General features: G+C 55.8%; 17 protein-coding genes. 9 read left to right on the top strand and 8 right to left on the bottom strand.

Going from position 1 to position 24,433, the window contains the following annotated elements:
- Nucleotides 1-302: 302 nt before the first annotated feature.
- A complete protein-coding gene (locus tag M5R41_00445) occupies nt 303-1,199 on the top strand; it encodes a hypothetical protein (GenBank protein MCZ7554854.1) in 897 nt (298 codons plus the stop codon).
- A gap of 126 nt (nt 1,200-1,325) precedes the next feature.
- Here the strand turns inward: M5R41_00445 and M5R41_00440 are convergent, their stop codons facing one another.
- Complete coding sequence (locus M5R41_00440; GenBank protein MCZ7554853.1) at nt 1,326-2,531, bottom strand: T9SS type A sorting domain-containing protein; 1,206 nt, start codon at nt 2,529-2,531, stop codon at nt 1,326-1,328.
- An 819-nt stretch (nt 2,532-3,350) separates the two neighbouring features.
- Nucleotides 3,351-5,027, bottom strand: a complete 1,677-nt coding sequence (locus M5R41_00435) for a peptidase (GenBank protein MCZ7554852.1) — start codon at nt 5,025-5,027, stop codon at nt 3,351-3,353.
- A 178-nt stretch (nt 5,028-5,205) separates the two neighbouring features.
- Between M5R41_00435 and M5R41_00430 the strand changes: the two genes are divergently transcribed.
- From M5R41_00430 to glgB, 3 genes are all read left to right on the top strand, one after another.
- Entirely contained in the window at nt 5,206-6,018 is an 813-nt protein-coding gene (locus tag M5R41_00430) for a hypothetical protein (protein MCZ7554851.1), read from the top strand.
- A gap of 484 nt (nt 6,019-6,502) precedes the next feature.
- Nucleotides 6,503-7,483, top strand: a complete 981-nt coding sequence (locus M5R41_00425) for a class I SAM-dependent methyltransferase (GenBank protein MCZ7554850.1) — start codon at nt 6,503-6,505, stop codon at nt 7,481-7,483.
- A gap of 305 nt (nt 7,484-7,788) precedes the next feature.
- On the top strand, nt 7,789-10,002 hold the full coding sequence (gene glgB, locus M5R41_00420; protein ID MCZ7554849.1) for a 1,4-alpha-glucan branching protein GlgB: 2,214 nt from the start codon (nt 7,789-7,791) through the stop codon (nt 10,000-10,002).
- A 74-nt stretch (nt 10,003-10,076) separates the two neighbouring features.
- Here glgB and aat read toward each other — a convergent pair whose 3' ends face one another.
- From aat to M5R41_00400, 4 genes are all read right to left on the bottom strand, one after another.
- A complete protein-coding gene (aat, locus tag M5R41_00415; protein MCZ7554848.1) occupies nt 10,077-10,658 on the bottom strand; it encodes a leucyl/phenylalanyl-tRNA--protein transferase in 582 nt (193 codons plus the stop codon).
- Complete coding sequence (locus M5R41_00410) at nt 10,655-11,539, bottom strand: tyrosine-type recombinase/integrase (protein MCZ7554847.1); 885 nt, start codon at nt 11,537-11,539, stop codon at nt 10,655-10,657. The genes aat and M5R41_00410 overlap by 4 nt, the downstream gene beginning before the upstream one ends.
- Before the next feature lie 486 nt (nt 11,540-12,025).
- Nucleotides 12,026-13,519, bottom strand: a complete 1,494-nt coding sequence (locus tag M5R41_00405) for a response regulator (GenBank protein ID MCZ7554846.1) — start codon at nt 13,517-13,519, stop codon at nt 12,026-12,028.
- Between the two features lie 6 nt (nt 13,520-13,525).
- Entirely contained in the window at nt 13,526-15,574 is a 2,049-nt protein-coding gene (locus M5R41_00400) for an ATP-binding protein (GenBank protein MCZ7554845.1), read from the bottom strand.
- A gap of 332 nt (nt 15,575-15,906) precedes the next feature.
- On the opposite strand from M5R41_00400, the gene M5R41_00395 reads away from it, so the two are divergent.
- From M5R41_00395 to M5R41_00380, 4 genes are all read left to right on the top strand, one after another.
- Nucleotides 15,907-16,287 carry a response regulator gene (locus tag M5R41_00395; protein ID MCZ7554844.1) on the top strand — a complete coding sequence of 127 codons (381 nt, stop codon included), beginning with the start codon at nt 15,907-15,909 and terminating at the stop codon, nt 16,285-16,287.
- Nucleotides 16,288-16,364: 77 nt separating this feature from the next.
- Nucleotides 16,365-17,771 (top strand): HAMP domain-containing histidine kinase, encoded by a 1,407-nt coding sequence (locus tag M5R41_00390; protein ID MCZ7554843.1) that lies wholly within the window; start codon nt 16,365-16,367, stop codon nt 17,769-17,771.
- Between the two features lie 288 nt (nt 17,772-18,059).
- Nucleotides 18,060-18,593 carry a hypothetical protein gene (locus M5R41_00385; GenBank protein ID MCZ7554842.1) on the top strand — a complete coding sequence of 178 codons (534 nt, stop codon included), beginning with the start codon at nt 18,060-18,062 and terminating at the stop codon, nt 18,591-18,593.
- 445 nt (nt 18,594-19,038) lie between these two features.
- The gene (locus M5R41_00380; GenBank protein ID MCZ7554841.1) at nt 19,039-19,785 is read left to right on the top strand and encodes a WecB/TagA/CpsF family glycosyltransferase; all 747 of its coding nucleotides are present in this window, start codon (nt 19,039-19,041) and stop codon (nt 19,783-19,785) included.
- Between the two features lie 193 nt (nt 19,786-19,978).
- Here M5R41_00380 and M5R41_00375 read toward each other — a convergent pair whose 3' ends face one another.
- Together M5R41_00375 and M5R41_00370 are read right to left on the bottom strand one after the other, a co-directional pair.
- The gene (locus tag M5R41_00375; GenBank protein MCZ7554840.1) at nt 19,979-21,517 is read right to left on the bottom strand and encodes a YifB family Mg chelatase-like AAA ATPase; all 1,539 of its coding nucleotides are present in this window, start codon (nt 21,515-21,517) and stop codon (nt 19,979-19,981) included.
- A gap of 228 nt (nt 21,518-21,745) precedes the next feature.
- Complete coding sequence (locus tag M5R41_00370; GenBank protein ID MCZ7554839.1) at nt 21,746-22,048, bottom strand: HU family DNA-binding protein; 303 nt, start codon at nt 22,046-22,048, stop codon at nt 21,746-21,748.
- Nucleotides 22,049-22,425: 377 nt separating this feature from the next.
- On the opposite strand from M5R41_00370, the gene M5R41_00365 reads away from it, so the two are divergent.
- Nucleotides 22,426-24,420, top strand: a complete 1,995-nt coding sequence (locus M5R41_00365) for a thiamine pyrophosphate-dependent enzyme (GenBank protein MCZ7554838.1) — start codon at nt 22,426-22,428, stop codon at nt 24,418-24,420.
- Nucleotides 24,421-24,433: the final 13 nt, after the last annotated feature.

Below are 24,433 nucleotides of genomic sequence, written 5' to 3'. Positions count from 1 at the left end.
GCGTGTCGTACGACGACGTGCAGCGAAGGAATCTGACAGGAGCATGCCCTTCCGTTTTGACAATACCGTATGAGCATCAAAGGCCCCGCAGCAGCGGGGCCTTTTCTTCATATCTATAACTCCGGTTTTCCACTGCAGGGATATTCCCTTCACATTAATTTTTTGTAAGGTGCCCTTTCTCTATTGCTATTTCACACCTCAATGACGCATATTAGCTGGAGAACATCGGGAAACGGACGTACTGCGCATTTTTACCGCCTTTTGCTCTTTCTCTATTCCTGTCACACAAAACGGAGGTCGCCATGACCTGCAGGGAGTTTACGGGCATAGCAATGCTGTGCATGATGTTTCTCGGCGCGACGATGAACGCGCAAAACAACAACCAGCGTGACGCTCACAGCGCACGTTGCACGATTACAAGCACGGATGGCTTGACGATCGAAGGTCAAGAATCGGGGTGGAGTGCCGACACGCTCATACTCACGACACGCGACGGCGTCGAAGTACGAATACCCTCCTCATCGATACTCGCGCTGACCCGTATCCTGACACCGGATCAGGAGCAGTCAGCTTCGCATTCAGCCGTAAGCGGCGTATCGGTCCTGAACCCTCAAATCCCTCGCTCGCGCCGCGGGAGTCCGAACCTCTACCTCATCCCCACCGCATATCCCGAGAGCGCTGGTGATCTCCGGCTCGGGTTACAGGAGGTATTCTTTCCCACAATCGCATATGGAATAGCGGGATATGTTACGATTCAGGGAGGAACATCTGTTTTCCCAGACGCAGACGGTCAACTCCTCCACACGACATTGAAGGTAACGCCTTTCACGACAACATTCGGAGCGATTTCGGCAGGCTTTACCTATTTCACTGCCGACGAGTACTCGACCACAGCTCCCTTTCTCGTTGGAACGGTGAACCTCGGTGGTCCCAGGGGAAACTATCTCACCTGCGGCATGGGATATCAGTCCGACGAGGAAGATTATTTTATGGTAGCGGGAATTGATCTTCCCGTCAGTGATCATGTGCGACTTATGACCGAGCTGTTTCTCATTCGCGATCAAAGACAAATTTCATACTGTACTCCCGGCGTGCGCTTGCAGGCGGGGGCCTTCGATATCGACCTCGGCGTCATTCTGCCTCTGCAAATGGAACCGCTCGAATTTCTTCCCTGGATCGGGGCGTCGATTGTTCTGTAACCCGGCGTACCAACAAGTGCGTTCCGCTCGGTAACAGTGCCGCGGCTCAATAGAAGTTCCGGGGACTATGAAACCAGGAAAGGGCGGTGAACCACCGCCCTTTCCCGATCAATTGATGTCTGATGCCTATTTCGACAACGTCATCGTGCGTATCACGGACTGGTCACCCATGGAGAGGCGGGAAATGTAGTTCCCGCTGGGGAGGTGCGAAGCGTCGAAACTGACACTGTACCGACCGCTCTCCTGCTCTTCGTTGACGAGCATCGCGATTTCGCGGCCCATCATATCAAAGATAGCGAGAGTGACTCTCCCTGCTTCGGGTACCACGTAATTGATGGTCGTCGATGGATTGAAGGGATTCGGATAATTCTGCTCCAGTTCGATAATTCCAGGCACAACAGAGACGTCGGCTCCGTTTTTCGCCAGACTCAACGGAACAGAAACGACAGCGGATGCTGTGGCCGTGTTGCCGGCACCGTCCGTGACCATATAGGTAGCGGTATACTCGCGACCCGTACCGATGCCCGAACGTTCTTTACGCACCATGAATTCATAGTCAGCGGTACCTGTGCTGACACCCTGAATGTCGTTGATCGTGTTTCCGTCCTCGGGTCCATTGTCCGGCTCGTTGCTGGTCACGGACTCCAGGGTGATCACATCGCCACCGCAGTCCGCTGTGACGGCGACAGTGGCGTTGATTGTCGCCATAGTGTGATTCGGCGGCCATAACATCGCCGGCGTCACCGTAACCGCGATGGTCGGAGCTGCGCACTGGTAAATGCCGAATTCACCCACAGCAAATCCCGACGGACTACCGGAAACCGACACAGCGATGCTGACGAGCGGCACGCCGTTCGTCGAATAAAATCCGAAATACTTCGCACCCCCGGCACCTGCGACGCTGATCGGACCGGACGAAGTATTGTCCTGAGCTGTCGCGGTGAAGGTGAAAGTGCTGTGTATGTTCGGTTCCGCATAAAAGTAAAACGCGACCGTATTGGCGGGCATTGTCATCGTCACATCATTGCCTCCGCGATAATAAATCGGGCCGGTATATCCGTGACTCCATCCGGGATTCCAGCTTACTCCGGGAGTCGCGCGCAACATGTTCTGATCGAAGATCACGTCACCGTTGGGTCCGGTAACCGTCGTCAGGTTCGTGAAATCCGGCCGCGGATCGGCGGGAAACGTCATCATAGTGTACGGACCCAACGTTGCGGGTGGTGCCGCGGTACCGGGCGATCCATCGAAGACGATTTGCGCGTGAAGTGACGGCACCGCAATGGTGATGAAAAGCACCATGCACAGAATCATGCGTGTGGAACGGATCATGAGAACCTCCATGTGTGTGAAGAGAATAAGGTGCCCCATTCGGGACGGGAATTTCTATCACAATGCAACCGGCGTGACGCCGGCGCTCGGGTGAAACCGTCAGAGTCGTGGTATGATGATGACGCGGCATTATACGAAGAGAATTAATAGAAAGCAAGATTATTATTTTTTTCGCATGGTGGGACTCGGAGTCACCGCGTCAATCACAACAGGATTCCTCCCGGACTTCGGGAGGACTAACGAACACGGGGCTGTGATAGTGACGTTCCGACAGCGGTGTGAACTCCCTCTCCTGTGCCTCGCAGCATGTTTTCCTCGTCAACACATTGCCTCACGGCGGCGCTGGTGACACGAAGTTCCGGTTGTTCTCCCCGCGTTGTCATGGTTACGCGATCCACACGCCGATTCGGGTCTGCCAGTGCCCGAAATACACGATGGACGCCAAAGGGCCAGCGTTCTCCAGCCATCTGGTGCAGATTCAGACTCGTTGAGGTGATGTGATGAGCCCTATTGAGCGCACCATGCTTCCCGACTCCCATACCCGATGCTGATTCGCCACATACTGGTCATCACCCGGTCGTGACAGCCATCGATGTGCAAAGGCCTGATACACCACCGGAGTGTAGCTCGTTCGCGAAGAGAAATGGAGTGCGAGCGTCCGTCGCATGAAGCGGCGGGGTCGTCACCGTATACACTTACGCGTGCTTCCGGGCGTAACCGCGACACATTCACATGTGGATGTGCGAGAGACGTAGCGCGCACGGAAGCAGGGCACTGCCGCGGCTTCAGACGCTCTACACAGGCAAACCGGTCGGGATATTATCGAAGCACAGAATATTTCGTGTTCAAATCCCGCGGAATTTCCGCCAGCGCCGCTACGGTTTCCTGTATCGCAGGTGTGATGCCGCCGTATCGTGTGAGCATCTCACCGGCTCCGTCGTAGTTACCAAGTATCTCCAGCATCAGCACTTCGCGGGCGAGTTCGGTGAGTGCCGGCATGAAACGATCGAAATTGATACTCCACCGCTTTCCGCTCCGTATGACGGCCTCGCGGTCAATCAGCCAGTTGAGTTGGATGAGATTTGCCTTACCATGCGCTTCCTCGGCACCAAAACGCAGGGACCGGAAGAGACCGGCCACGTAGGTGACAATGCTTTTCTTCAGGGCCTCCTTGGTGATGATTTTCTCATCGAGCAAAACCATGTTGTTGTACAAACCGAGCACGTCGGCCTTGCATTCCTCGATGGCGGAGTAACGGTCCTTGAGAGCCCGGCGTACGCTCAACTCCGGCTTCCCATACACGTAGGGCATGCCGAGGGTATGCGAGACCTCGTGCAGCGTCACAAAGCTTGTGAATGAACTGCGGTTCACGAATGGATGCAGAGCCGGATCGAGGATACGCTCCGCAATGGGCACGACGATTTTATCAAACTTCGCTTCCATCAGATTCTTGTACATCTGCTTTTTGCCGCCCTTTTTCTCCGTTACACGGGGATCGTTGGGGAGAGACGCCGCGATGGTCTTCACGCCTGCGTGGAAGTCGCCTCCGAAGTACACGATGTTCACGACCTCGAGGATATTGCCGCTGCCTGCGGACGTCCGTGTGTACTTGCTTTCGATGGGGAGAGCCTTTTCGAATGCATCAATATGGGAAATGAACATCTGTAGTTCCCGTGTCCCCTCCGGATCCTTTACCATGACAGCGCATTCGTATGCCGTCTTATAGTTGAAGAGCCCATCTTCATAATTCTCGATGGGACCGATGACAACGTCGATGTTGTTTGTCTTCAGATCCATCCAGGCCATATCGCTGTCATAATACTCGTCGGTAATAACCGCCTTGGCGCGGAGAGCGAGATATTTCCTGAGACCGGGATTGTCGGCGAGTTCCGAGGCTTCGAGCAACAGGCGGGACATCTCATGTACCTGCGGATAGCATGTATGGTAGGGTACCGCGCGTAAACCGTCGTCACCGCGCACGATGATCGTGTAGGGACTTTCTAAGGCGGCGCGCTGCTCAGGATGGGCCGCCACCCAGCTCTCGAACTCCTCCCGCGACATATCCGGCGGATAGAGACCAGCCCCGAGCGGTTTCCGCTCCGGGCCGTGTCCGACGAAACGCTCGCCCTCAAAAATCCGATCATAAGGGCCGTAATGGATCATCACATACGTGAGAAAATCCTTTGCTGCGTCGTCGTCACGCGTCGCAAGCGAATCTCGTACGGCTGCCGCGTCATGTGAGGATTGCATCCAGAAAATGGCATCCGCAAGCTTCCCGGCCTGCACCAGTTTCAGAACACAGGCGCGTTCGCGTTCAGTGAGTGCCGAGAGGTCAGCGGAAACCTCCGTCTCCGCAAACATGGCTATACGCTCTCGTACGAGCTTCAACTGCTCTGATTCCATCATGTGATTATCCTGTTTTCCGCCGCACCGCATGAGGAGCAGTGCAACGGACGTAATGAGAATACTGGTGAGGAGATTGCTTCGGTTCTTCATGACAGTCCGGAGACGTTTGACAAGAAGCAGTAAGCTACCGAACCCGTTGCGAAGGCACAAACCCGACGAAAGGAGCCTGTGCGCCGGCCTTCGAGCAGCGGCGGTTTTCTGCCTTGTCCGGAGTGCGAGCACATACATATTTAATAAATCGTCTTTTCCAACGCTTAGGGAGCATTTTGTGAAACGACTCAAAGAACTCAGTACCCGCCGCGTGCGGGAGTACGACTATTCGAAGCTGTCGAAGCATCTCGTCGTGTTCAAGACCAGGAAGAATGCTGAAATTCTCGGAACGACGAAAGACGGCATCACCACGCTCAGCGACGCCGGACGCGCATTCCTCGATGTGCTCGGTCAGGCGTTGCAGAATTTCCCGTGCATTCGCCTTCACGAACTGAACATTCGTCCCTCCGAGGTGGAGATGGCCCTGGAGATCACGGAAGTCCGGAACCCCCGGAAAGCGCCGCCGGAGGACAGTGACGAATGGATATACTACCGGCGCATCATGACACTGCCGGAGTTCATGGGGTATCTGAAGATGAACAGCGCGCATCGCATCAACGCGTTGTTCGGCAGGGATGGCGGCGCAGTCTGGGCGCGGCGCTACGCATCATGCGTTCTGGAGGACGAGGACGTATTGGCCCGTGTGTACGCGGAGTTGCGGGAGGAGTGGAGCCGTGTGGTGGTGGACCCCGCGCCTCAGACGAAGAAGGGGAAGCAGGCCTTCACCTTGGCCGATGTTCTTGCATCGGAATTCGGCGGCACGGGTGCGCTGCCCGTACGTGGAAGCAAAGGGCGCGCGGTATCGGATCAGCTCGCGGGGGCGATGCTTCTCGGCCGCGTTCTGTTGCTGACGGGCGCGCGGAGAGATGAGGCGGTGCGCACTGCATCCAAGAAGGGCGTCGCGCGTGGGGGAGGCGCCGGTGGCATGGCGGGCGGGCGAGGCTCGGTGATCCGGAGCCTGGGTCCTGCCCGGATCTTTCTATCCGAGTAAGCGGAAGCCGAAGAGCACATTTTTTTATCGCAAGGAGACAGGGACAGCGCTCCGGGACGACGGACGTCAGGCGGGGAGGGAAAGCTCTGTGCATTTGTCTGGATTTGGGTCCATCTGGTGAGGGATGATGGTCGGAAATGGAGGAGTGTGCTGGTTTGGGTGGTGGTTTTGAGGGTTGGAACCTGGTGTGGCGGGGGTGTTTCCGGGTCCTGGGGAGAAATTGGGCGATACATGAATCGCCCAAATCCGATTCGGGCCTCGGTCAGATGGCGATACATGAATCGCCCAAATCGCCTTCCAGCCGCTCTCGTATCGCGTATCATCGGTCGCACAAACCCACCAGCATGCATCTCCTCGCGTACGCTCCCGCCGCATATACATGACGACAACACGGTACGACCGTTCTCCACTAAAGCATCACTCGCTGGTGACACAGACAAAAGAAGTGTATCTTGTATTTTGTACCATTTTACAGGGTATTTTCATGAATCCGATACCGGGACAGAGCTGTCGCTTCTGCGAATCCTCGGACGGCATGTCCGAACACACTGTCGCGGAAATGATGTTCGGAACAGGCGAACACTTTGCCTATCATCGCTGCAAGCACTGCGGCAGCATGGAAAATCGAGAAATACCCACCGATATGTCCAGGCACTATCCGGACGGCTACTACTCCTTCTCCACAGATCCCTCCCTGCGAAACCGTGTAAAGCAAATCGCCCATCGGCTGCGCGCCCGACACGCGCTGTGGAAGCGGGGAGGCTGGCCGGGACGCTTGCTCTATCACCGCTTCCCCGATCCAATGCTCGCCAGTCTGGGCATGCTCGGTCTCAACACGAGTGCCCGCATACTGGATGTCGGCTGCGGTTCCGGTTCCATGCTCTACACGCTGGGAGAACTCGGTTTCGCGCGTGTTCTCGGTGTTGATCCTTTCGCACCTCAAGATATCCTGTTTCCTCACGGCGCAGAGATCCGGAAAGCCGGATTGGGCGACGTCCAGGAGACATTCGACCTCGTCATGTTCCATCATTCCTTCGAGCACATGGAGCACCCCGAAAATGTCCTCGCTCATGGACTCCGCGTGTTACCGCCCGGCGGCATCTGTCTGATTAACACTCCGAATCCTGTTTCGGAGGCCTGGGATACCTACGGCGAACGCTGGGTACAACTCGATGCCCCGCGCCATCTGTTCCTTCCGTCACCGCAGGGACTGGAAGCACTCGCAACACGGATCGGTTTCGAGGTCACAAACATCCGCTGGAACTCCACCGCATTCCAGTTCTGGGGCAGTGAGCAGTACAGAATGGGCATTCCGCTGAACGACGCCCGGAGCCATGCGGTCAACCCCGCTTCGTCACCATTCAGCAGACAGCAGATCCGAGAATGGGAAAGTATGGCCCGCGTGCTCAATACCAACGGTAGAGGTGACCAGTACAGTATCTGCCTGCGTAAGCCGCTTCGCTGACACACAACGACCGTTTCGATGATCGTTGCCGCTGACGACGGGAGACATACCGATCGGTGAATCTCGCCGGGATCTTCCGCATCGGAATACGGCGTTCTCTGTGCGGTCGTACGTCAGGAAGCAGTGTTCTGCCGTGGTTTGCTCTCTCCTGATCCCGAATATACGTCTGGTGCATGGACATGGGAATACACTCTTGTACGTCTTCCTCCGACGTGCAATCACGCAGCGCGTTCACGCGGATTCCTCGATTTTCCTCTGCATGGCAATATTCCGTAACTTGTATGTCTATATTGAACGAGGATTTCATGCGATCGACCGTGAACGTCGAGGATATTTACCGCATCATTTACACCGAGCATTACGATCCCTACACGGTACTCGGTATACACAAGGTCGTGATCGAGGATCATCCTGCCACGTCGGTGCGCGCATTCATGCCGCTCGCAGCGCATGCGTTCGTGCTGCGCGAATTTGCGGACGGGACCATCGGTGAATACCCGATGGAGCGGATTCATGAGGAGGGATTCTGGGAGTGCCTGTTCCCCGGCGAACCGGAACCATTTCCGTACAAACTCAAACGCGTGCTTGCGGACGGCAGCGATACAGTATTTTTCGATTCCTATGCCTTTTTCCCTCAGCTGACGAATTTTGATTTATACCTCTTCGGCGAGGGGAATCATTACCGTATCTACGACAAGCTGGGAGCGCATTTTAAAGAAATTAACGGCATCGGCGGTATCGAGTTCGCCGTGTGGGCGCCAAACGCGCGGAGCGTCAGCGTCATTGGAAGCTTTAACGGTTGGGATCGACGAAGACATGCGATGCGTGTGCTCGGCTCCTCCGGCGTCTGGGAGATTTTCATTCCTGGCATCGGCGACGGTGAGCTCTACAAATTCGAAATCAAAACACACGACGGCCATGTGATCGACAAAACCGATCCATTCGCACGCGCGATGGAAGTCCGGCCCCGCTCCGCATCCATCGTCGCGACAAATAACCGATACGAATGGAAGGACAAGGCCTGGCTCGACCACCGCGCGAAGATCTCTCCGCTCGACGGACCCGTTTCGATTTACGAAGTCCACCTCGGATCATGGCGGCACGCGCCCGATCATCCGGGTGAACCCATGACGTACCGGGAACTGGCGGAGTATCTTGTACCCTGGGTGCGCGAATGCGGGTACACACATGTGGAATTCCTGCCGATCATGGAACATCCCTTCGATGGGAGCTGGGGATATCAGGTAACCGGATACTACGCGCCCACAAGCCGCTACGGATCGCCTGAGGATTTCATGTATCTCATCGATGCCTTTCACCAGGCCGGGATCGGCGTCATCCTCGATTGGGTTCCCGCGCATTTTCCGAAAGACGGCCATGCGCTCGGCTATTTTGACGGTACGCATCTCTTTGAACATGCCGATCCGCGGAAGGGCGAACACATGGACTGGGGGACCCTCATCTTCAATTTCGGACGAAACGAAGTCAGGAATTTCCTGCTCGCGAATGCATTGTACTGGATAGATCATTTTCACATCGACGGGCTGCGTATCGACGCCGTCGCTTCCATGTTGTATCTGGATTATTCACGCAACGAAGGGGAATGGATACCGAACGAGTTCGGCGGCCGTGAAAATCTCGAGGCAATGAATTTCCTGCGCCAACTCAATTTTGCCCTCCAGGCTAATCATCCCGGCGTCATGGTCATGGCCGAAGAATCAACAGCCTTTCCCCGCATTACACATGCTGTGGATAATGACGGACTCGGCTTCGACCTGAAGTGGAACATGGGCTGGATGCACGATACACTGCAGTATTTCGAAAAGGACCCACTTTTCCGAAATTATCATCACAGCAATCTCACCTTCAGTCTCTTGTACGCGTTCACGGAACGCTTCCTGCTCCCGATTTCTCACGATGAAGTCGTGCACGGGAAGAAATCCCTGATTTCCAAAATGCCAGGCGATTACTGGCAACAATTCGCGAACATGCGGCTTTTCCTTGGCTTCATGTATGGCCACCCGGGGAAAAAGCTCCTCTTCATGGGACAGGAATTCGGCCAATGGAATGAGTGGAATCATGACACGCAGCTCGACTGGAATCTTCTGGATTTCGACGCGCACAAACAGCTGCTTACCTGGTTCCGTGATCTGAACCGCGTCTATCGGCACGAACGTGCGATGTTCGAGGATGACTTCAGTTGGGAGGGCTTTCAGTGGATTGATTTCGAGGACAGCACCCGCAGCCTCCTATCGTTTGAGCGAATTTCACGTGACAAAGAGGAACGTCTGGTCTTCCTATGCAACTTTACACCAACAGTACATCACATGTACCGCCTGGGTGTGACCGATGCGGGAGAATACGTGGAGCTCCTGAACAGCGACGCTACCGAATATGGCGGGAGCGGCGTCGGGAACATGGGGCGTGTGACCTCCGAAGCGCACCCGATGCACCAGCGTGATCATTCCGTACTGCTCTCCGTCCCGCCGCTGGGAATCCTTATTCTGAAGCGCGTGTGATACCCGGACAGTAGGCATTCCTGCCCACCACATGGTGGTACGCTGGTCTGCTTTGACCGCGGGAAAATGGATTGTCAATCCGAAAAAGATACCGTCTGGGTAATCGCTTTTTCCAGCAGACGCAGATAGCTCGTTCGCGGTATCTCTTTAGCCCCGAAAGTAAGGAGATGCTGTGTGCTGTACTGCACATCGAGCAACGTCATTCCCTTATCCAACATACGTTCTACCAGTGCGATGAGCGCGAGCTTGGAAGCGTCGCGTCGCAGATGAAACATCGATTCTCCGAAAAACGCCCCCCCGAGGGCTACGCCATACAAGCCTCCTGCCAGCTCGCCATCCATCCACGTCTCCACACTGTGCGCATTCCCCTGCCGGTGCAGAAGAACATAGGAGCGGATGATCTCTTCGGATATCCAGGTATCGTCTCTCGCGGCGCATTCGCGCATCACCCGCTCGAAACAGGTGTCGTAACGAATGTCGAAACGACCGGCCCGCCAGGTTTTTTTCAGCGAATGTGTTATGTGAAAGTCTTCCAAAGGTATGATCGTGCGCGGATCAGGGCTGAACAGCAGCAACGGACCGCTTCGTCCATCGGCCATCGGGAACACACCGGAAGCGTACATGGCGAGCAAACGATCCGGGGAGATAATGTTCATTCCACATCCGTATCGTCGTCCAAATGCTCCTTGAGTCGCTGAATGGACTTGAGTGATGCGACTCCCATGGTCAGCGCAACGGCCTCCGGCGACGCGCCGCTCTGCAGTTGATTTGCGGCGTAGGTGTTGCGCAGCATGGACGGTGTGATTTCCGCCATGCCGACAAGACGTCCCACGCGCTTGACGATCTGATCCACCGCCTGCTGTGTCAGCGGGGAGCCGTCATGCGTGAGGAAGAGCGCCTCATTGCGCAACCGTTTTGCCAGCACACTAATGCCGCGCTGGCGCATGTACTGCCGGAGAGAATTCTGTGCGCGCATGCTCAAGAAAACAAACCGCGTGGTTTTTCCCCGCTGTCCCTTGATGAACAACCGCCCCTCGCGTGGTGTGAGATGCACATTGCCGACGGTGAGAGCGCAGAGTTCACTGCTCCGCAATCCTGCATGCAGCAGCAGGAGAATGATACTCGCGTCCAGCGAACCCGCCTGCCGCTCCGCCGTGCGTACCAACAGGAGAGCGTCTTTGCGGAGCAACACCGTGGGCGGTTTCGGATCTGCGGTCACGCCACCGATGTTGCTCGCGGGATTGGAGGAAATGAAATCGCGATTACGACAGAACTCGAAAAACTGACGTAAGGCCGTCACCTTGCGGTTGACCGATGCCGGAGACGCATTACGGGTGAGTAAAAACGCGCGGAAATCCTGGACATCGCTGCGTGTCAACATCGACAGATCCAGTTCGCTTCCGAAGGTACTGCGACACCAGGTAAAAAATTGTCGGAGATCGTTCCCGTACGACCGTATGGTATTCAAATGCTTCCCGTGCTCAGCAAGGTAGGTCTGGAAGGATTCGGCAATTCCCTGTAGCTTTTTCTCTGTCATCCTGTACTGTTTCCTGCGAACAAACGATTCATGCGATACGAATCTTGAAATATTGGCAGGATCACCGAGAATTCAAAAAATTGGGCGCTCCAGAGCACCGGGCATCGAAGGGATTCGCCCGCGCAGACGCGCCGCACCGTCGATGCCTTGTCATTCGATGCTTCTGTGATCCGGTTTCACCGGAAGAATCCGGGGTCGTCACAACTACCCACGCGTATCTGGCGCCACCTGCGCTCCGGAGGTCCGCGGAGTTATACCAAAGCTCCGTACATCGCCGCGATGGTAGTATTCGAATTACGACGTCTTAACGGAAACGCGCTGTATCCCCTGACGAGCGGCAACAGCGGAGTCGGGCGTGAGGATGTCCGCATTCGTCCTGACACTGCAAGACACAAGGCCTGCGCGTGCAAGTATGCATCATGGCTCCCTCATCGCAAATAGCACAACATTCTCCTCCGCCGAAAGCGGACGAGCGGTATTCGTCTGTCACTCACCCCCGACGAAATGCACCGGGATCCGCAAAACGAACGTCGTTCCGACGCCCTCCTCGCTCTCCACGCTGATATTTCCGTGATAGGAATCGATGATTTGTTTCACGATGGAAAGCCCCAAACCTGTGCCAGGAATGCTTCTCGTCTGCTCGTTTTTAATACGGTAGAACTGCCTAAACAGCATATCCTGGTCCTTTTTCTTCATACCGATACCGCTGTCGCGAATATGAATGATCACGGAATCGCCTTCGGGGAACGCCGAAACCGTCACCGTTCCGTTGTCGCGATTATACTTGATCGCATTGCTGAGCAGGTTCGTGACCACGCGGGAGAACTCATCCTTGTCGACAGATATGGGGGGGAGAGCAGCGGAATATTCCGTGATGAACGCCAGTCCGCGCCTGTCCATTTCTCCCTGCAAGAGTTCTCTGTTCGCTTCAACGATATCCGGAATACTGACAGGGGCGATCTCGCGCCGTATCGTTCCTAATTCGCGTCTGCTGATGTTCAGCAGATCGTTGACGAGATCAATCAACGCCTGCAGACGTTCGCGTGACCGGGCAATCATTTTTTCATACGCCGCAATGTCGTCGCCGAGAACTTTCGCATACATATTTTCCAGATACCCGGACACGGCCGCGACCGGCGCTTTGAGCTCGTGCGCTACCATGGAGACAAATTGCGACTTCTGGGCATCCAGACGTTTCAGTTGCGTGACATCCTGTATCGTACTCACGAAACCGATGATACTTCCTGACGCATCGCGTACGGGTGCGGTTTTCATGGACACCACGAGCTCGAGATTCGGCTTCATCTCCCACTCGTGCGCCAGCACCTCCACGCCCTCACCGGCCTTCACCCGTGCCTCTTCGATGATATCGATCACCTCGCGCGGGAGCAGATCGGTGATGGTATCGCCAGCCTTGATGGTGCTCGGAAAGTTGAACAGTGCGCGGGTCTGTGGGTTGGCCAGGACGATCTCGTTTTCCAGATTGGTAACAAACACCGCATCATTGATCGCATTGATAATGGTGCGAAGCCGGCTCTTCTCCTGACTGATCTCGAGAAGCCGTCGTTCCTGTTCGGCCCGCAATTCACGGGTCTCGAGCGTGAGCCGCCGTTTCCCCAAAGCCCGGTTGACCTCGAATACGATTTGATCGGGTGTAAAGGGTTTGGGGATGTAGGTGTAGGCACCGTGACGCGTCGCTTCCACAGCCGTGTCTATACCGGCGAAAGCGGTGATAATCAGATATTCGGTATCCGGATATATCTCCCGCAGTCGTCGGAGCACAGTGAGTCCGTCAATATCGGGCATTTTCAAATCCAGAAGCACGACATCGAACTCACTTTCTGAGCCCTTTTGAACACCCTCGCTGCCATTTTCCGCGACGGTTACCGCGTAACCTTCGAGGGTAAAAATCCGGCGTATGCCTTCCCTCAGACCCAACTCGTCATCAACGACCAGCAGAGTCGGTTTGTTTTCATCCATGCGAATTCAGGTGCTTATTGTTGTGAGCGCTCCGGGGGACAACGCGTCCGCCAGTTCAGAAGGCGTCATCGGTTTTCCGGTCGGATAATCCCGCAGATCGCTTGGCAGAGTGATGGTGAAGGTGGTCCCCTTCATCGCTTCACTGCGAACTTCAATCCGCCCGTGATGGAGTTTGACAATTCCATACGCGATGGGGAGCCCCAGTCCCGTGCCTTTCCCGATCTGTTTCGTTGTGAAAAATGGAGTGAACAATCGCGACATATTTTCTTTCGGTATTCCTACTCCGGTGTCCGAAACGCGGAAGGTTACTTCCCGCGGCGATTGAGCCATGTGTGCCGCGAGCGTCAGCGTGCCACCGTCCGGCATCGCTTCGCAAGCGTTCAGGGCGAGGTTGAGCAGCACCTGTTTCATCTGATCCAGGTCAATAAACAGCGGCGGGAGTTCATCCGCGATGTCGAGTCGTAGTTCGATGGCGGAAAAATCGTCCCTTCTGCCGATCATAGTCGCAGTATAGGTGAGAAGCTCCTGTGCGGAAGTTTCGGCTACGACCAGTTTCCCCTGACGAGCGAAATTGAGCAAACTTGCGGTGATGTTCTTGCAGCGTTCGGCTTCGGCGATGATGAACCGGATATCGTCGCGTGCGGGGTCCGATTCCTGTAACTGTTTGAGCAGTAAATGGGAATAGAGTACAATGGTGCCCAGCGGATTGTTGATCTCATGCGCCACACCTGCCGCCAACTGGCCGACCGAAGCCAGCTTCTCGGTTTGAATGAGCTGCGCTTGCGCTTCAGCGAGTTCACGATGGGAGCGTTCGAGATTGTCAATGGTGTACTGCAGACACATTTCCTTTTCGGCGATGCCTTGAGCCACCGCAATTGCCAGATCCCGGCAGGTTGCATAGCCACAGGCCCCGCAATTGATCTGGTTCGACACCGCATGCTTATCCATGGCGTTGAGAATGCGCTGAATCTCCACTTCATCCGGCACCCGTTCCTGTACCCTTCGGTCGCGGTATTCGCGCGAGAGGTCCAGATCCTTGTACGTTTGCATGGCATTGCGCCAGATGGCCTTGTTGAGACCCGCACTGCGGGACTTCGTCCAGCTGATGATGCATTCCCGCCGCTCGAAATAATTCAGTTCACTGGTCATTCCGGGACCGTTGATACAGCCCTCGCAGAAAAGGATGTCTATCAACTTGCTGTTCACCTTCCCCTGCGCAAGTTCACTGATGATATTCATGCAGCGCTGGCGGCCTTCAACGATCACGACTTCCTCGTTCATGACATCGGAACCGATGCCCGCGCTTTTCAACAGGCCTCCTGAAACAGGATAAATCTGGCCAAGATTCGCCCGCGGTTGGTCGAATTCCACTTCCGCTTGCGTGGCGGGATCAATGCCGCAGCGTTCGAACAGCGTAGTGCATTCATCAAACGTCAGCGCCTCGTTCACGATGCCCTCGACATTGGTATCGAGGATCTCCAGTTTTTTTGCGACACAGGGTCCGATGAATGCGACGACCGCCGACGCGCCGTATTTTTCCCGCATGACCGTCCCTGCCGCGATCATGGGAGACACAATGGGGGCGAGACTGGGTATGAGTTCGGGGTAGTACATCTCGATGTACTCGACTATGGCCGGACAGGGAGTGGTGATGACGGGGCGATCGCTTTCGGCTATGAAATTGTGATAGGCCTCGCTGACGAGATCGGCACCGAACGCCACTTCCACAACCCTGGTGAAGCCGGCTGTCCGCAGTGCACCGACAATGCGCAACGGTTCGATACCGGGGAAGGCCGCGGGGAAGGAAGGCGCAAGCATAGCGATGCGCTCCTGTGATCCGGCATTCGCGAGCAGTTCAAGTACATGGGATACCCCGTCCTGCACGGATTTTGCATGCTGAGTACACACCTTCAAACAGTTCCCGCAACCGACGCAGCGCGCGGACAGCACCACGGCCTGTCCGTTCTGAATCTGAATGGCGTTGGCGGGGCATTCGCGTACGCAGCAATAGCAGCGCTTGCACAGTTCGGGTATGGTGGAGATAACGGAGGACATGTATGAGGATTGCATTTCCTTTCGCATATACCTATAAAATTCGCCTTTAGATGATTACCAAACAATGGAAATCGCCAGGCACAGGGCGGCGGACAGAGGATAAAGCACTTGTCACACATCCGGCATCGGCGTACACAGGCGAAACCGAAAGCAGCGTGTCGGCTTCCTTGTGCGATGCGCATCCCGAAAAAAATGAACACAGCAGAGAATCACATCTCTATGTCGTTGCGTTTGGAAGCGACAGTCTGTATTTTTTCAGGAAGAGAGTACCCCTCGCCGGAACTGTTCCGGCGCAAGCCCTTACTGTTTTATCCGCGGCACGTGGAGTTGTCATGCCTACCATCGCACTCATCGACGACGATCCGGACATCGTAGAAGCCAACCGCCTGCTTCTTGAATCCCACGGCTACAGGGTGGTTACAGCGGGATGTGTAGACGAAGCCATCAAAATCGTCTCCCACGAAAAACCTGATCTGATCATTCTCGACGTCATGATGCAGGAAGCGGACGACGGTTTCTATCTGGCCAGCCGCTTTCGCCGCGGCGGATTGACCGTCCCCATCATCATGCTCACATCCCTGACGCGCGCAATCGGTTTCAATTTCGGCGAAAGCGCAAGCGTCCCCATCCAGGAGTTTCTTGAAAAGCCCACCGCGCCGGCCGTCCTTCTGGAGAAGATTCAACGACATCTTGCACGCGTCCGCCCGCATTGAGTTGCGGGAGCGACCGGCACTGCTTCAGCAAGCGAAATCACATCCACACCATGCGGGGCTGGTACCAACGAGGAAGTATGCTACATCTCGCACCGAAATGGATCATGTACGACGAGTTTTGGAGGGCGCTCAAGCGGCGCAACCTCTGGCTTATCAACATGCGCTACATTGCCGTCGCGATGCTGCTGTCCGTCATCATTTTCAGCATTGCGTTATCGGATATCTCGCTCGATGAATTTCTGATCACCGCCCTGGCTGGTGGAATTTTGATCTACAATCTGATTCTCCACCGCACGCATCATCTCACGCCGGACGGTTTCGCGGCGTTCAACGGGCTTCACTTTGCGCTGATCCAGATGTGTCTGGATTTCCTGGCGCTGCTTGCCCTGATTTATATATCGGGCGGAGTGGAATCGCCATTCCTGTACTTCTTCATTTTTCATGTCATCATCGGCAGCCTGATACTGCCGATGCGCGTGATCTCGGTCTTGATCAGTGTGACGCTTGTGGTCGCGGTCAGCGGCGCGATGATGGAATTACACGGTGTTATTCCCCACATGCACGCGCAAGGATTTATCCCGGACGACCATTATCTGAGCGAAACGTTTATCGGGGTGCAGTTCGTTTTTCTTGCTCTCACCTTGTTCGTCAGCAACTATCTCGCGAATTCCATTTCAAAGGAACTGTACTTACGGGAACGTGCGCTGACGATAGCCCTTCGCAAGCTGGGAGACGCGGAGCAGGCGAAATCGCGCTATGTCATGTCCGTGGTACATGATCTCAAGACTCCGATCGCCGCAGCGACTACCTATCTGAACATGATTCTGGACGGTTCGGTCGGAGCGGTACCCGAGGCCATGCAGCGGCCGCTTGAGCGTTCGCAGGCACGCATGATGAACGCCATTCAGGTAGTCAACGACATCCTTCAGCTTACACAACTGAAACTGGAGGAAAAGCCGGTGATTACTCAGGTGAATCTCACGGAGCTGATTGACGAGATTTACCAGGAAATGCGTGTCCTCTTCATCGCGAAGAAAATTCGCTTCTCGACCTGGATCGGTGCGCAACAGGATTTGCATATCGAGGCGGAACCGCGCTTGCTCAAGCTCGCGCTTTCCAACCTGATTTCGAACACGCACAAATACACACCGGCGGAAGGGCGCGTCGAGATTCATATCCATCAGCGTGATGAGAGTGTCAGTATCGAGATTGCCGACAGCGGTATGGGCATCCCTCCGGAGGAACAGGAAAAAATCTTCGAGGATTTTTATCGCTCCACACTTTCGAAAAAGCACGGCATCGAAGGCACCGGTCTGGGTTTGAGCGTCGTCAAGCACATCCTCCGCCAATTCAATGGCAGCATCAGAGTGGAATCCCCTTCACGACTGGAAAATGGTCCGGAATTCCCTGGTTCGGCGTTTATCATAACGCTGCCCAGGTCCTTCACATGGACGCAGCCGGATATTGAAGATCTCGCGGTGTAACCACCGCTGAGAAAGCCTGGTCAGCACCACGGCATCAACGCGTTCGCACCCTGCGGAGAGACCACAAGCCTTCGGCAGACCATTCAGCATTTCCCGTCTGCGCATACACGCAACTTTTCGCTGTCCATCCGTCATCCCGCACTGCAGATACCGTATTGCGCCATAAATACATCGCACCCGGCGTCTCGCTAGCCATGCTTCCGACCGAAACATTCGGGTACTTCCGCATTCGGTCGGAAAAGCGTATCTTTTTCTTCATCATGATTTGTTTCACCGTATTGCAGCACAATGGCTCTTAACCGTAAAGAAGCACAGGAACACCCCGCGAATGTGGTATTCGCGCTCATGGAGGATAAGAACTTTCGTCACTCCGTCATTCGGCCGGGACTGGAACAGGATAAAGCCGGGCTTTGCCGGCTCGTAACCGGGAAGCATCAGGTTAAAGGCTTCCGGAATATCGCCAAGGCGCCGGGTTCGCTGATTTTACCCGCGATCTCGGAGGAGGCGAACCTTTCCGCCGATCTCGCGAAGAGCATTCTTGAGTACTGGAGCGCCGGACAAACGGAACTGCGCGACAAGGTGGCGACGAAGCTGCGTGACCTCGGGTATGAACCGAAAGCGACGCTTTTCAATGAGAATGGGCAGGTGGAATGGCACACGCTGAGCGAAGAAGTTGCTTCGTCCCAATTCGACGGTACATTTCTTCCGAATGAGGATAGCAACGCCGTCATGCTCATGTCCCTCCTTCTCGGTTGGTTCGGCAGCGAGGAGGAAGAAAATCCCGATGCAGAAGCGGAAGACACGGGTGAAGAAGAGGCCTGAAATCCCTGAAAACGCGGAAGCGGCGAGGTATGCTCGCCGCTTTCCATTTACAAACCCTTCGCGGGTTAACCGTCATCAGATATTGACGGTAGACAGTTCTAACGATATGTTCAGCATAAATGCTTCTATCGGGTCCTCCTGTCTTGGTGAGAATATCTGCTGCAAGTATAAGGAAATTTTTCCGCAAAGTCAACACCCGTCCGCAGGTAACAACTGAGCTAGTCTCCGGCTGCTCGTGAGTGGAAAGATATTGCGGAGTGATGCGGTTATCGTACACGCTTCAGCAAGCAAGCCCGTTCTGCGGTCCAACAGTATGCGATAGCCAGTAGACGATACCATCGGTGAGTCGCGACGCGTATGATGGCGCGCCGCCCCCCATTCGGCAGCGCCGCATCAAGGAAACACGCGGATCCACGCAAACATCACGCATTCCATACAAAGAACCGTGGCTCAGACCATTCCTCGAAAAGGTGCGTTGTTCGGCATCGACCTGCTGGTCGGCGAATACGATGCCATGCTTTCTGCAATAGACAACGAGCCCCTGCCGGTGTCCGTCGCCTATGGGCACTTCGACGTGCTGATGCGTTGCCGCAAGGATGCTCTCCTCCGATCCGTTCTGTCCGCCTGCTCACTCACCTATCCCGACGGAATAGGCGCTCGCTTTGCGTTTCGACTCATGCACGGCGGCCCGGTTGCGAGGATAAACGCCACGGACATGAATCATCGCTTGCTCCAGCGCTGCATTGCTCAGGGACATCGTATCGCCATGATCGGCGCCCTGCCGGGAACGATCAACAGGCTGCGCATGACCATGCACCGGCTGGGCGTGCCCGATAACCGCCTGCTCATCCGTCACGGGTATGGAGAAATCGACGATTCGGATACTGTCGAGCTCATCAGGCGATTCGCTCCGGATGTCCTCTTCATCGGCATGGGTACTCCGAAGCAGTTCGAGTGGTATGCCGCACATGCGGATTTCGCCCTGGCGCCACGTGTCGTTCTCACTGGCGGATTTTTCGAAATCCTCTCGGGGACGAAACCTCGCGCACCGCTGTGGATGCAGTATCTCGGACTCGAATGGCTCCATCGTCTGATGCTGGAACCTGGTCGACTCTGGAGACGGTACATTCTTGGCATCCCGCAGTTCCTCTTACTGCTCGTTGCCATGAAGCTTGGTATCATCAAACGATAGCATGCCGCACAAATGATCGTTCTGTGGCCCAGCCAATCGGTCGAGGAATCCGTCTCGCACGAGAGCATTTTCTTCCCCCTCCGCAACAAAGGGTTTTGTACGGTTGACACTCGCGAAGTCCCGCGAGCACCCAGCAATCCACTCATGCCGCTTTGCACCCCTGGAACAGGCACCGTGCGACAGCGCGCAAGCGTCAGACGCGTCTGTCGAGATCGCGGTACTGTATCGCCTCGGAGACATGTTCAGCTGTAATTGTGGGAGCAGCGGCAAGGTCTGCGATGGTGCGGCTTACCTTGAGGATGCGGTCGTAGGCGCGGGCGCTCAGGCCGAGTACGGTTATCGCATGCTTGAGCAGGGCTTTGCACGCTTCATCGACCGAGCAGAATTTCTGAATATCCTGCGATGTCATCGAGGCGTTGCAGTGTAATCCGTGACGGTGCGCAAAACGCTCGCGCTGCCGGTCGCGGGCTTTCTGCACCCTCGCACGGATGATGCCGGACGACTCTCCGCGTCGTTCGCTGGCCAGTTCCTGATACTTGACCTGCGGACATCCGATATGGATGTCAATGCGATCCAGCAAAGGCCCTGATATGCGTCCCATATATTTTTGTATCTGCTGATCCGTGCAGGAGCATTCCTGAAGCGGATTACCGTAGTTCCCGCAAGGGCAGGGATTCATCGCAGCGACAAGCATGAAATCAGCGGGATACTCGATGGACATTTTGGATCGCGCAATTGTGACGCTACCCTCTTCGAGCGGTTGCCGCAAGACTTCCAGCACATTACGCGCGAACTCCGGAAGTTCATCCAGGAACAGCACGCCGTTATGCGCCAGACTGATTTCCCCGGGTCTTGCGTACCCAATGCCTCCGCCCACCAGCGCGGCATCGCTGATGGTATGATGCGGTGAACGGAATGGTCTCGTGGCGACGATGGCGGCCCCGGGGCTCAAGAGGCCGGCTACGGAGTGAATGCGCGTTGTCTCCAGCGCCTCGTCGAAATCCAGAGGGGGAAGAATCGTCGGTATACGCTTTGCGAGCATTGTTTTACCCGATCCCGGCGGACCGATGAGAATGATGTTATGTCCGCCCGCGGCCGATACCTCCAGAGCGCGTTTCACGTTTTCCTGTCCCTTCACATCGGCGAAATCCACGATGGCGCGGCATTGCTGTTCACGAAATACCGCTTCCACATCCACACGAAACGGTTTTGCGCTGGGATGCGTGCCGTTCGCTATTTCCGCGGCTTCGGTAAGGGACGTGCAGGGGTGAATATCAATACCCTGCACCATGGCCGCTTCACGTGCGTTTGCCTCGGGGAGAATGATACGTCGCATCCCCCGTCGCCGCGCCTCTATCGTGATGGACAGCGCGCCGTGTACCGGACGGAGACTCCCGTCCAGCGCCAGTTCACCTAAAAAGACCGTGTCGGGAAAGAGCTTCCCGTCCACAAATTCGGCCGCGTTGAGAATGCCCATGGCGACCGGCAGATCGAAAGCGGACCCCTCCTTCCGCACATCGGCGGGGGCGAGATTGACGACGATGCGCCGTATCGGAAAGTGATACGCCGAGTTCTTGATGGCCGCGGTCACGCGTTCGCGACTCTCGCGGACGGCGTTGTCCGGGAGCCCCACAACAACGAAACCCGGGACCTGTTGTTCCAGATGTGTTTCCACGGTGACGAGATATGCGTTGATGCCATGCGTTGCCGCACTGTTGACTGTTGAGATCATGGCTCCCTGCCTTTGTTTCAAGTTATTTTTTCCGTGCCGCGAATCCCTGCGGACGACGTGCGTACATCGTTGCCGTCTATGCGACAGTTGCATCATTGCTCCATCACAGGACCAGGATCACCGTCGACAGTGTACGACAACCATAAACGTACGCATGAAGCGCAACACCGCGCAGTCCAAAAAAAAGGCGCCAAATCGGCGCCTTCTCATCGGTCCGGAGGACGACGATTATTTTCCGAGCACACTGTCCTTTGCCGCTTTTGCGACGCGGAACTTGAGGACTTTCTTGGCCGGGATTTTGATTGTCTCGCCCGTTGACGGGTTGCGTCCCGTGCGTGCCTTGGTTTTTCCTGTCACGAACTTGCCGAGACCCGGAAGGGTGAATTCGCTCTGCTTCTTCGTCTGCTTGTACACGAGATCCGTGAACTCGAAGAGGAACTGCTCGGCGACTTTCTTCTGCACATCGAGCTTGGTGGAGAGGTGATCGATGATTTCCTTTTTCGTCATGGCCTTTGGAGCTGCCTTTGCCATAGATGCCTCCTGGTGATGGTGAAGTTAATTGTGATAGCTCGATGAAACATAGCAAATTTTCGAGAGGTGTCAAATACTATTTTGCGCGAGCACAGCAATTTGGAGCAATGTTGACAGGGGTGTGGAAGTGGTCTCGGCACGCCGCCGCAAAAACACTCCGCTGCATGAGGCGGTGATCACCCGCTTCCCGCCCTGCTCCGCCGCTGTCGGCTGTTGTTTCGTCGCGCCGGGGCAGCTATTTTTCCTGCATTCCGTAGCAGAAATCGAAAGCGCATTTCATGTCCGATATATCTTCCGCTCCCGTCTTCGACCTCTATCCCATCGGTGGCAGAGCAGCGCATGTGGACGACGCCACACTCATCGCGTGGTACAAGCTCATGCACTGCGGCCGGTCGCTGGATGAGAAAGCCGCCCGCTATCTCAAGATGTCGAAGGGATGGAGTTATCACGCACCGTGCGCAGGCCACGAAGGAATACAACTCGCGATGGGCCTCAGCGTCCGCAGCGGTGTCGATTTCCTGTTCCCGTATTACCGCGATCTGATGACCGTGCTCGCCGCCGGCCTGACGTGTGAGGAAATTATTCTCAACGGACTCTCAAAGGCGGACGATCCTGCCTCGGGGGGACGGCACATGAGCAACCATTTTGCAAAACCGTCCCTGCGTATACAGAATGTCTCGAGCTGTGTCGGGAGCCATGCACTCCATGCGGTGGGTGTCGCGCGGGCTGCACGCTATTTCGGTGGCGATGAAATCGCATGGTATAGCAGCGGTGAAGCCGCGACCTCCGAAGGGTACTTTTACGAAGCACTGAGCGGGGCATGCAGAGAAAAACTGCCGGTGATGTTCATCCTGCAGAACAACGGGTACGGCATCTCTGTCCCGGTGCATGAGCAGAGCGCGAACACCAATATCGCGGACAACTTCCGCGGCTTCAAAAATCTTCTCGTGCTGAATTGCGATGGCACGAACATTTTCGACTCCTGGACGACACTGCAGAGCGCGATAGCATGGATACGTTCGGGCAACGGTCCTGCCATGGTACATGCCGATTGCGTGCGCATCGGAGCGCACAGCAATTCCGACCGACACGAATTGTACCGGAGCGATGAGGAAATCATCGAAGCCCAGCGTCGCGATCCATTACCGCGCTTCCGCCTCTGGCTGCTCGAGCACGGAATAGTACGTGACGAAGATGTATCCACTATCGAACGTGAAAATCATGCGGAGATAGAGGCCGCCGCTGCACGCGCAGAAGCGGCACCTCCACCGGATCCGGGAAGCGTTCTGCGGTACGTATTTGCGGATGACACGCACATCTGCCCATTGTCGCAATCGCAGTTCGAAGCCGGACTTCGCTCCGGCGATCCAAGCGTCCCGACGCTCACGATGCGCGAAGCGATCAACGCGACGCTGATTGATGAATTCCGTCGCAATCCGTCCACCTTTCTCTGGGGCGAGGACGTCGCCTCCGGCGAGAAGGGTGGCGTCTTCAATGTCACAAAAGGGATGCAGCAAGAGTTCGGCGGGGGCCGCGTATTCAATGCCCCGATTGCGGAGGACTTCATCCTTGGCACTGCGAACGGATTCTGCCGTTACAGCGACGACATCTGGGTGGTCGTGGAAGCGGCCGAGTTCGCAGATTATTTCTGGCCCGCCATGGAACAGTTTGTCAACAGCGCACACGAATGCTGGCGCACGAACGGACAGTTCGTCCCGAATATTATCATACGACTGGCTTCCGGAGGCTACATTCAGGGTGGTATGTACCACTCGCAATCCATCGAAGCCGCTCTCGCGTCCATTCCGGGTGTGCGCATCGTGATGCCGGCTTCCGCCGACGACGCCGCCGGACTCCTGCGTTGCGCCTTCCGCACCCGCGGGATTACGGTCTATCTCGAACCGAAGTATCTCTACAACCACGCATGGGGACGTGCGCCGTACCCCGAACAGCATCTCTGTGTTCCCATCGGACGTGCGCGGCTCCGCCGCAAGGGCGACGCGCTGAGCATCATCACCTACGGAAATACAGTGCGTCTTGCCGATCTCGCAGCCGAACGTCTCTCCCGTGAGGGCGTAGAGGTGGACATCCTTGACCTCCGTAGCATCATACCGTACGATACGGATGCAATCACCGAATCCGTGCGCCGTACCGGGAAGGCTTTGGTGGTCCATGAAGCCGGTCGAACCGGCGGCTTCGGCGCGGAGATCGCAGCGTGGATTTCGGAACATCTTTTTGAACAACTCGACGCACCCGTCAGGCGTGTCGCCTCACTGGACTGTCCTGTAGGCTTCGCCAAAGCGCTGGAGGAGGCAATCCTCGTCAGTGAAGGGGACATCTATCAATCAGCACGCGCACTGGCGCAATATTGAATTGTTCGCCCGG

The sequence above is a fragment of the Bacteroidia bacterium genome (assembly GCA_027493955.1).
In the GTDB taxonomy this organism is placed as follows: Bacteria; Bacteroidota; Ignavibacteria; order SZUA-365; family SZUA-365; genus JAOSJT01.
The sequence above is the reverse complement of the archived record's forward strand: the minus strand, read 5'-3'. Positions and strand labels throughout refer to the sequence as shown.

Coding starts and splice junctions, on each gene's coding strand:
- M5R41_00445 (MCZ7554854.1), top strand. CDS start 303: ATGACCTGCAGGGAGTTTACGGGCATAGCAATGCTGTGCATGATGTTT.
- M5R41_00440 (MCZ7554853.1), bottom strand. CDS start 2,531: ATGATCCGTTCCACACGCATGATTCTGTGCATGGTGCTTTTCATCACC.
- M5R41_00435 (MCZ7554852.1), bottom strand. CDS start 5,027: ATGAAGAACCGAAGCAATCTCCTCACCAGTATTCTCATTACGTCCGTT.
- M5R41_00425 (MCZ7554850.1), top strand. CDS start 6,503: ATGAATCCGATACCGGGACAGAGCTGTCGCTTCTGCGAATCCTCGGAC.
- glgB (MCZ7554849.1), top strand. CDS start 7,789: ATGCGATCGACCGTGAACGTCGAGGATATTTACCGCATCATTTACACC.
- aat (MCZ7554848.1), bottom strand. CDS start 10,658: ATGAACATTATCTCCCCGGATCGTTTGCTCGCCATGTACGCTTCCGGT.
- M5R41_00410 (MCZ7554847.1), bottom strand. CDS start 11,539: ATGACAGAGAAAAAGCTACAGGGAATTGCCGAATCCTTCCAGACCTAC.
- M5R41_00405 (MCZ7554846.1), bottom strand. CDS start 13,519: ATGGATGAAAACAAACCGACTCTGCTGGTCGTTGATGACGAGTTGGGT.
- M5R41_00400 (MCZ7554845.1), bottom strand. CDS start 15,574: ATGTCCTCCGTTATCTCCACCATACCCGAACTGTGCAAGCGCTGCTAT.
- M5R41_00395 (MCZ7554844.1), top strand. CDS start 15,907: ATGCCTACCATCGCACTCATCGACGACGATCCGGACATCGTAGAAGCC.
- M5R41_00390 (MCZ7554843.1), top strand. CDS start 16,365: ATGCTACATCTCGCACCGAAATGGATCATGTACGACGAGTTTTGGAGG.
- M5R41_00385 (MCZ7554842.1), top strand. CDS start 18,060: ATGGCTCTTAACCGTAAAGAAGCACAGGAACACCCCGCGAATGTGGTA.
- M5R41_00375 (MCZ7554840.1), bottom strand. CDS start 21,517: ATGATCTCAACAGTCAACAGTGCGGCAACGCATGGCATCAACGCATAT.
- M5R41_00370 (MCZ7554839.1), bottom strand. CDS start 22,048: ATGGCAAAGGCAGCTCCAAAGGCCATGACGAAAAAGGAAATCATCGAT.
- M5R41_00365 (MCZ7554838.1), top strand. CDS start 22,426: ATGCACTGCGGCCGGTCGCTGGATGAGAAAGCCGCCCGCTATCTCAAG.